The sequence below is a fragment of the Chromobacterium sp. ASV23 genome, assembly GCF_016428945.1.
Lineage (GTDB): Bacteria > Pseudomonadota > Gammaproteobacteria > Burkholderiales > Chromobacteriaceae > Chromobacterium > Chromobacterium sinusclupearum.
The window spans coordinates 1-392 of the sequence record NZ_JAELTR010000229.1; the positions used below are offsets into that span (position 1 = coordinate 1).

At 65.1% G+C, this 392-nt stretch carries 1 protein-coding gene and 1 tRNA gene; both read left to right on the forward strand.

Annotation, left to right across the window (positions count from 1 at the left end; genetic code table 11):
- Window positions 1-156: 156 nt before the first annotated feature.
- Window positions 157-232: transfer RNA gene (locus JHD59_RS22345), tRNA-His, on the forward strand.
- A partial coding sequence (locus tag JHD59_RS22350) for a hypothetical protein (RefSeq protein ID WP_199155882.1) occupies window positions 205-392 on the forward strand: 188 nt, incomplete at its 3' end. The genes JHD59_RS22345 and JHD59_RS22350, both read left to right, overlap by 28 nt.

Genomic DNA, 392 nt, shown 5'->3' on the forward strand with positions numbered 1-392 from the left:
CCCCCCCCCCTTCACCTCCCTCCCTCCCACCCCCTCCCTCCCCCCCCCCCGCGGTGCCTCTCGCTCTGTTTGTAGAGTCCCCGATCGGTCTTCCCGTCGTCGGTGCTGTCTTCGGCAGCTTCATATGTTTATATGAGCCCGTTCGAGTAACCAGTGGTGGATATAGCTCAGTTGGTAGAGTCCCGGATTGTGATTCCGGTTGTCGTGGGTTCGAGTCCCATCATCCACCCCAGAAATTCAAAGCCCGACGGCTGTCTCTTATACACATCTCCGAGCCCACGAGACTCCGCCAATTATCTCGTATGCCGTCTGCTGCTTGAAAAGAGGGGGGGGGGGGGGGGGGGGGGGGGGGGGGGGGGGGGGGGGGGGGGGGGGGGGGGGGGGGGGGGGGG